Raw genomic sequence first — 8,082 nt, 5'->3', positions numbered from 1 at the left:
CGAATAGGTTGCTCCTGTTTCCCACTTAGGACAAATTAACTTACGAAAATTTACCCCAATTACTCTTTCTCTTTTTTTAGCTAATCTAAAGGCTTGTCGAGATAACGTACTTTCTGAATGATCGGATCTTCGATGTCTTCAACCCTGTGACCACAAATTACACCGGTTATTTTTGTCACATTCGGGTGAATTTGTGGCGCTTCGTTGAAGAAAGCTTCAAAACTGGTTTTGTCATTCAGGATTCTCTCCAGGTCTTTTTGATCGTAGCCGGTTAGCCAGAAAATGATTTCATGAACTTCTTCTTTGGTGCGCCCTTTCTTTTCAGCTTTTGTGATGTAGTGAGGATACACACCCGCAAACGACATTTTATACACCCGTTCGTTATTACTGTTATTCATCGGATCAAATATTAAGGTTTGGCAATCAGTAAAGGTTAATGTGATGTGTCTACTTCCTTCTTTCTGAATGTAATGATGCGCTCAATCAAGTCTAATGGCAGTGGCTTATGGTGTGGAAATTGAATAGCCGCTTTTGAAATCTTAAAGGATTTCAATTCAATTTCAAATTCAGCCAGCAACTCCATACTCCATGGGTTTGAAATCGTCAGGTGTTTGGCAAATGCGCAGTAATAAATCAGAAACGTTTTGTCAATCTTAAACGCCGGAATCGAATAGCTGATTACTTCTTTTGCATCAGGTGCAATCTTGTGTATAAGCTCTCTGACTGACTGCAACCTTTGCCGGATTTCATCAGGAAATGCTGCCTGATAGTGATCAATATCTTTATACTCCACCTTCGCCATAGCAGATTGTTGTTTATTTTTTTACTTTTTTTAAAGCATCCAGATACTTCTTTTTTACGCCACTGTCTTCTTCCTTCTCGCACAGCGCTTCTATTGCAGGAATAAGCGGTTTGTTGTTTTCAGTTTTTAACTTCAGAATTTCAGCCAATGCAAATGTTGTTGCCCAACGAACAACTGTCGATGCGTCTTCTGCATTGGATAAAAGGTTATTGACTGGTATTTCCAGATTTCCCTGAAATAGTTTTGCAATATTACCAATCACCCTGGCACTTTCCCATTTTATTCTGGGCTCATCGCTTGCAAGAGCGTAGGAAACATAATTAAGCAATGTATCACTTGCGATCTCAGGCTTTTTCTTTGTTGCATATTCAAGTGCTTCTATGCAAGTTGCCTTGTCCGTGGGCTTTTGATTTTGAGCAAAAGCGATCAGTTCCGCAATAGAAAGTTGCTGCTCTAATAGCGACTCTCCAATGGTTGAAACCCTGGCTTTTGCTTTAAGGGATTTGTCCTGAAATAGCGCTTCTAATATCATCATTGCTCACAGTACAAGCTTACCAATCTTTTCCCGAAAATAGAAATGTAGAGCTCTGCTTTGCGGGTGAAAAACAGACTCTTGTCAGCAATTTATGAAAAGAAATCAGAATCTGATGACAGGTACACAAAGAGAAGCACGTGGTACAAAAAAAATGAGAGCTGCAGATTTCCGGCAGCTCTCAGAAGGAAAGATTAAGTATATAAATGATTAATTGTTACTTAAATATTTTTCCGATAATCTCTCCGATTTCAGCAAAATCCCGGTGGCTGCTGATGGATCGTTTCTCATGCGTTTCCAGAGGTGATTCCAGAAACGGATAGATCAGTAGGTAATTGTTTTGATCCAGTTGTTGATTAAGAAAATCAGGTATGAATCGCATCTGTGGAATATATGAAACCATACCACGCTTAGCCATCAAAACAACCAATGCCTGATCAGCACTCAGCTTTGCAGCTGCCTGCTGTGCCTCAGACCAACTTTTAATGATGTTAAATTCGGCTTCGATGTTAGATTTTTTCAAGACCCGCCTTAATAAGTCTGTCACAGTCGCATCAGCATAAAAGTGCATTACTGCTCCCGAGTTTCTGGCAATATTCCATATTCTGAGTACGGCATGGAAGAATCCGGCTTCTTTTTCAGCATTTACAGGAATCAGTACTGCGTAATCCTTCACGGTGGCAACGGGCTGAGCGGCATGATACACCAATACATTGATGTTCTCACTTTGTAAATATCCGTTGTAAAGATTCTCTATGAACGACGCTGAAAGTCCTTTTCCTTCCTCCAATCCTATGATCAGATCTGTCACCTTCTGCTCCTTTACAACATTGATCACTCCACCGACCACATCATTGTCATAACGTGTCAGAGGCCGGATTACGACGTCAGCAGAGGCGCCCGTCTGAACAGCCTGATGCAGGATTTTTTCAGCGTTTTTAACCGATGATTCGTTCTTGTCTTCGTTGATTACGTTCAGTGCAAACAAATGATCTTTGTTGTCAGCTGCTTTAAGCAGAAGACTCAGATTAACCATTTTTTCAACAGTTGCTTCGTGGTTAACAGCCAAAAGGATATTTTCCTGTTCATGATTGATACCTGATGCTGTGTCTTCCTGCTCTGCCAGTGCAATTCTCTCCCCGCTGGCCATAGAAATGAATGATGATATGGTACAGGAAACCAGGATCAGCAGAATGCTTCCGTTAAGAACATGTTCGTTCAGTAGTCTGACGGGCTCTCCGGCAGCAGTTTCTGTGATGATAATATTGTAACCAACCATCACAGAGGCCAGCGTAGCTGCGGCCGAGGCAGCACTCATTCCAAAGATTAAAAGCCCTTCGTCTTTGGTAAAACGAAATGTTTTCTGAGTTGCCACAGCAGCCAGATACTTTCCGCCGATAGATGCGATCAGCATAATAACAGCCACGAAAATCGTTTCCCAACTCTTGAAAAATACGGTTACATCAATCAGCATCCCAACGCTGATCAGAAAGAAAGGAATAAAAATCGCGTTGCCGACAAACTCAACTCTGTTCATCAGCGAAGACGTATGGGGAATAAGTCTGTTGAGCGCGAGGCCCGCGAAAAATGCTCCGATAATCGCTTCAATACCTGCCAGCTCTGCGAGCAACGCGGCAAGGTAGATCATCACCAGTACGAAGATGTATTGTGAAATTTTATCATCAACATTTTTAAAGAACCACCGTCCGATGATCGGGAAAACCATCAGTACAATCAGACTGAACACCAGCATGGATGTGACAAGCTGGAACCAGAATGCAGTTCCCACTTCTCCTTGCGTCATTCCGACCACCACAGCAAGTACCAGCAGAGACAGCACATCGGTAATCATTGTACCGCCTACTGTTACATTTACCGATAAGTTCTTTGAAATTCCCAATTTACTGACCAAAGGATAAACGATCAGCGTGTGTGAAGAGAAGAGACTCGCAAAAAGAAATGTTGTCAGCGGAGGGAAATCAAGAATATAAAAGCCTGCGATCAATCCGAGAGCAAAAGGTATGGCGAAGGTATAGGCCGAAAAAGTGATGCTTTTCCATTTGTTTTTCTTAAAATCCCCCATGTCAATTTCCAGACCTGCCAGAAACATAATGTACAGCAGACCAGTGGTTCCTGTCACCACGACGCTGCTGTCTCTTGCAAGCAGATTAAATCCGTTGGGACCTACTACTGCGCCGGCAATAATTAACCCAAGCAAATGCGGAACCTTGATTTTATTCAGTAGCAGGGGCGCACTCAGAATGATGATCAATTCCAGCAAAAACTTCAGGACCGGATCTTCGATCGGAAGAGTCAGGTTTTGAATGTTAAGTAACTGCATAGGTTATTGGATTTTGCTGCGCGTAAGTTCAACTGAAAATTTGGCTCTGCACTTATCATCGATGACAACAATCTGTTCTCCTTTCAATGTAGCAGTTCCCGTGGTATCTATTCTGACATTGATATTTACCTTCTTTTGTGAGGTTGAATCTGTCGCGAATTGTAACTCAATTGTTGATCCACTCAAATTTGCTGAATAAATACGGACGAGTTTTTCCTTACTGTAAACGCGGGTAAAAATATTGGTAGAATCACTCGCAAATTCCCAGTTATCTGATCGTACATCACCCACCACATATTCGGTGCAGCTTGATTCGCGGCATACCAGGCGGGCATTCCACAATCCATCGACAGAGATTGGCCATGTTTTCAGAATTACGGTATCCCTGACGGTAGCAAGACTGTCGCGCATCCGTATGAGCGAGTGGTAATCTGCTTCTTTTATGGCAAATGTCTTTTCGCGTTCGGCTAAAGCATTCTCCCTGTCAACCAACTGTTTTTCACGCTGTTCATCCTTGCATCCGGGTAATATCAGAGACAGGAACAGGAGCGCCATGGTGTATTTTGATATCATAATGTTCTGGTTTAGTCGCAGGGCAATATACAAATTATCGGATAGATCGTGTCGGAGTGCGCCAAACCTGTGGCTATTGATGCACTGTTTTAGTACAAGGACTGGCATAAAAAAGAAGACCGTGAAACCTGATTTCAGGATTTCACGGTCAGTTCTTCAGTCTTTGTAAATCGGGACCTTTATTCGACCCTGCCTGACATTGGCAAGATGCGATTTGGAAGGTACCATAACAGTAATATCTTCTTTTTGAATGCGGAGAAACAGGTCGCGGCGACTGGTTTCTATCAGGCGTTGTGTAGATACCACGCTTCGGTCAGAGTTACGCACCAGTTCTTCGTATACTACGTGTTTTTCATATTGCAGGTGCAGCCCGTATAAAGTATCGGAGTGTTTGATCACAAGCGGAGCATCTATGCAGGTTTCCATGTGAATGTAGGGTTAATTGAGTAACTCGCACTTCTATCTTACTGACGGTTTCACGACCGTATATTTTAAATTTTCAACAGTAATTCCGGATGCTGATTTGATATACAGCTTGGACATCGGAGTTTCAGGAAAAAAGATATCAGTCATCACAGTCAGACCGTTGTCTGCGAACAGCTCAACAGATGCTACATCAGCAATCAACGTGAGAGGAATTGTGGTACCGGTTGCAAATCTTGGAGCAATGTGCTTTTCTCCGAAACCTTTTTCAAAATCGATTTTTCCTGATTTGGACCGATCAATGTAAAATTGATTGGTTGCTTTATCATATCCGACCGTAAGTTCATTCCCTGATTCATTGGCCAGAACAATTGCAAAGTCAGCAGTATTTTTGGCGTTAAAATCCAAACGGAATAAGCCGGTTTTGTTATTGGCTCTGCCTGTCAGGTCCAGTTGATTTTTAACTTTTACATTTTTCTGAGAAAAACCCGAGCCATTGAGACCATCCAGCTCTTTAACCGGAAAAGAGGTAAGATAAATTTCTTTTCCTACTGTCTTTAACCCCAAGTCCCGGGCAATGGTATTTGCACTTCGCCAAGGGTCGGTCGGTACCTGATTCGCGTATTGCCAGTTGCTCATCCAACCCATCAGAATGTTCCGGTCACCGGTATTGGCAAATGTTACTGCCGCATAATTGTCTGTGCCGAAATCAAGCCATTTTGTTTCTTTTGAATTCGGTGTAAATGTTTTTCCGTCAAAATCCCCCAGGAAATACTGGCCGGCAGATCCCTTGTTAGGCCCGCCGGGATTGATATTTACGATCAGTACCCACACATCTTTACCTTCATGTCTGATAGGAAAAAGGTCAGGACACTCCCATACGCCCCCATGACCGCCCTCGTTGGCACCGAAATCGCTTTCACGTGTCCAGGATTTGAGATCAGGGGAGGAGTAGAATGTGATTCTGTCTTTGGTAGCCAGCGTCATCATCCATTTTTTCTGGGGCTCAAACCAACGTACTTTCGGATCCCGGAAATCACTTATTCCCGGATTTTGAAGCACCGGGTTTCCTTTATATTTCGTCCAGGTTTTCCCGTCATCCAGACTGTACGCAATACTCTGCGTTTCGTGTTTGCCGGTCTTTTGTTTTTCCTGTACGGGATCGTGATGCGTGAAGATCGCTACCAGTGCATCTTTTCCGAATCCTGCTGTATTGTTTTTATCTACTACCGCGCTTCCTGAAAATATGTAACCCAGAGTATCCGGATACAGGGCAATCGGCTGTTCTGTCCATGAAACGAGGTCTTTGCTTGTAGTGTGCCCCCAATGCATTGGCCCCCAGATTTTATCGTTGGGATAATATTGATAAAACAAGTGATAAATTCCGTTGTGGTACACCATTCCGTTCGGATCATTCATCCAATTCGCTTTTGGAGTAAAATGGAACTGGGGGCGGTATTTTTCTGTGAACTCCTGAGCGATGGCTGGTGAGGTCATATACGCCAGGGCAAGAAATACTGATACGATTATTTTTTTCATTTTTTTAGCTGTTAGCTGTTAGCTTTTAGCAGTTGGCAATCAGTCCAATTGCAGATGCTTTGTTCTGAAAGACTATTATCTAAAAGCTTAAGTTTTGTTTACTAATTGAATTACCTAAAGCTGACTACTAAAAGCCGACCGCCGTTAGCCATTTTAAAATCCCGGATTTTGTTTATACAATCCCTTTGTGAAACTGATTTCCCTTTGCGGAATCGGAAGGTATTCATCCCGGCCGGCGGTGAATTTAGCAGTTGACAAGAATGGTCGTCTCACTTTTTCTTTGTCAAGATAAGCATTCAGTGTTTTCTCGGCAATGCCCCAGCGTACCAGATCGAAAAAGCGTGGACTTTCGGTTGCAAATTCCAGCCGGCGTTCCCACTGCAATGCTTTGCGGGCATAATCCTGCGTCCAACCTGCAGTGGAATATTCTTTCACATTGTATTTGGATGCAAAACTACCATCCGTCTTTTTCAATCTGCCAGTGCTGTTGGCGGCGCGCCTTCTGATCTGATTGATTAGCGGAAGAGCCATAGCATGTTGTCCTAATTCGATGTAAGCTTCTGCCTGCATCAACAATACATCGTCATAGCGAATTACATCAATGTTTTTGGATGAACCAATAAACGGGCCTTCCTTATGGTAGGAAGCGCTTGTTGCCAACTGCTGTTCTTTCATAGTATGGAAAAAACCATACACGCCCGGGTCACGGATCCAGCTATTACTGAATGGTTTGGTAGCGTCGTATTTGTATGGGTGACCATCAATACCGATTGTGTGATCAACTCGTGGATCGACTGTTTCAGTAGTGAAATCTACATTTTTATCATTGTAAGTATCGAAAAGTGGCAATCCCTCATTGCTCGTTTTGTAAGCATTGGCCAGGTTTTGACTCGGCTGATGAAAACCGCAGCAGCCGTATTGAGGAGCGCCATGCGGATAGTTTAAACCTGTCACATAACTCAGTCTGCCCACTGCTGTTCCGTCGTTGATCGAATATTGAATTGCAAAAATCGACTCAGGACCATTCTCGGTTTCAGCAATAAAGTTCTCGGCAAAATCGGGCTGTAAACTATATTGGCCAGATGAAATAACCTGCTGGGTCAGCGTTACCACCTCCTGCAAACGTGTTTTGTTAATGGCTGTAACCCGGTGGTTATCGTCCTGTTCGTAGGCCTGGTACAACCTTGTTTTTGCAAGATAAGCGGAGGCTGAAATTTTATTTGCGCGTCCGATCTGGGCTTGTTTTGCAGGCAGATTATCGATTGCAAACTGGAAATCTTCAGCGATTTTATTCCAGAGCTGGTCGTTTGTCAGGGCAACGTTAGATGTCTTAAGAATCTCTTCACTGGTCATATTTTCAGTGATGTAAGGTATATTCTTAAATAACATTTTGAGCATGAAATGGGAGTGGCCACGCAGGAAACGCATTTCGGCTATCCTGGTTTGTTTCAACGGGAACTCGGCATCAGTAAGTGCATTCATACTTGCCAGCGCAGCATTAGCCCGGCTGATGGCCTTGTAAAAATTCTCCCAGGTAAAAGGATGCATGGATGCAAGGTCGGGACGGGTGAGGTTGTAGTGCTCATAAAAATCAATTTCTGCTACGTCCGATACGCCTCCACCGCCTTTGTATGCGTCGTCGGAACGTACGCTGCCATATACCCACATGCTGGTCATAGGCCCGATCATTTCATCATTTCCTATTCCTGCATAAGCCGCAGTTGCCAATGCTTCTGCGCTGGAAGCCGATTTCGTATTTTCAGAAGACAACAGCCCTTTCGGCTCGTAGTCGAGGTATTCTTTGCAGGATGTGGCGGTTAACAAACCGACTGCCAGTAAAAAGCTGTATATGAATTTAGTTCTCATGGAATT

At 43.3% G+C, this 8,082-nt stretch carries 8 protein-coding genes; all 8 read right to left on the bottom strand.

The features are described from left to right. Positions 1-80: 80 nt before the first annotated feature. Positions 81-398, bottom strand: coding sequence for a DUF2200 domain-containing protein (locus DSL64_RS24760; RefSeq protein WP_115833637.1), 318 nt, complete (start codon positions 396-398; stop codon positions 81-83). Between the two features lie 35 nt (positions 399-433). Further along, on the bottom strand, positions 434-802 hold the full coding sequence (locus tag DSL64_RS24755; protein ID WP_115833636.1) for an iron chaperone: 369 nt from the start codon (positions 800-802) through the stop codon (positions 434-436). A 13-nt stretch (positions 803-815) separates the two neighbouring features. Continuing rightward, positions 816-1,337 (bottom strand): hypothetical protein, encoded by a 522-nt coding sequence (locus tag DSL64_RS24750; protein ID WP_199539493.1) that lies wholly within the window; start codon positions 1,335-1,337, stop codon positions 816-818. Between the two features lie 214 nt (positions 1,338-1,551). Next, entirely contained in the window at positions 1,552-3,675 is a 2,124-nt protein-coding gene (locus DSL64_RS24745) for a cation:proton antiporter (protein WP_115833635.1), read from the bottom strand. A gap of 3 nt (positions 3,676-3,678) precedes the next feature. After that, a complete protein-coding gene (locus DSL64_RS24740; RefSeq protein WP_115833634.1) occupies positions 3,679-4,248 on the bottom strand; it encodes a hypothetical protein in 570 nt (189 codons plus the stop codon). Between the two features lie 156 nt (positions 4,249-4,404). Beyond that, positions 4,405-4,674, bottom strand: a complete 270-nt coding sequence (locus DSL64_RS24735; protein WP_115833633.1) for a hypothetical protein — start codon at positions 4,672-4,674, stop codon at positions 4,405-4,407. A gap of 33 nt (positions 4,675-4,707) precedes the next feature. Further along, complete coding sequence (locus DSL64_RS24730) at positions 4,708-6,210, bottom strand: glycoside hydrolase family 32 protein (RefSeq protein WP_115833632.1); 1,503 nt, start codon at positions 6,208-6,210, stop codon at positions 4,708-4,710. 153 nt (positions 6,211-6,363) lie between these two features. After that, the gene (locus tag DSL64_RS24725; RefSeq protein ID WP_115833644.1) at positions 6,364-8,076 is read right to left on the bottom strand and encodes a RagB/SusD family nutrient uptake outer membrane protein; all 1,713 of its coding nucleotides are present in this window, start codon (positions 8,074-8,076) and stop codon (positions 6,364-6,366) included. Between the last annotated feature and the right edge of the window lie 6 nt (positions 8,077-8,082).

The organism is Dyadobacter luteus, assembly GCF_003383615.1.
GTDB lineage: Bacteria > Bacteroidota > Bacteroidia > Cytophagales > Spirosomataceae > Dyadobacter > Dyadobacter luteus.
The sequence above is the reverse complement of the archived record's forward strand: the minus strand, read 5'-3'. Positions and strand labels throughout refer to the sequence as shown.

Coding starts and splice junctions, on each gene's coding strand:
- DSL64_RS24760 (WP_115833637.1), bottom strand. CDS start 398: ATGAATAACAGTAATAACGAACGGGTGTATAAAATGTCGTTTGCGGGT.
- DSL64_RS24755 (WP_115833636.1), bottom strand. CDS start 802: ATGGCGAAGGTGGAGTATAAAGATATTGATCACTATCAGGCAGCATTT.
- DSL64_RS24750 (WP_199539493.1), bottom strand. CDS start 1,337: ATGATGATATTAGAAGCGCTATTTCAGGACAAATCCCTTAAAGCAAAA.
- DSL64_RS24745 (WP_115833635.1), bottom strand. CDS start 3,675: ATGCAGTTACTTAACATTCAAAACCTGACTCTTCCGATCGAAGATCCG.
- DSL64_RS24740 (WP_115833634.1), bottom strand. CDS start 4,248: ATGATATCAAAATACACCATGGCGCTCCTGTTCCTGTCTCTGATATTA.
- DSL64_RS24735 (WP_115833633.1), bottom strand. CDS start 4,674: ATGGAAACCTGCATAGATGCTCCGCTTGTGATCAAACACTCCGATACT.
- DSL64_RS24730 (WP_115833632.1), bottom strand. CDS start 6,210: ATGAAAAAAATAATCGTATCAGTATTTCTTGCCCTGGCGTATATGACC.
- DSL64_RS24725 (WP_115833644.1), bottom strand. CDS start 8,076: ATGAGAACTAAATTCATATACAGCTTTTTACTGGCAGTCGGTTTGTTA.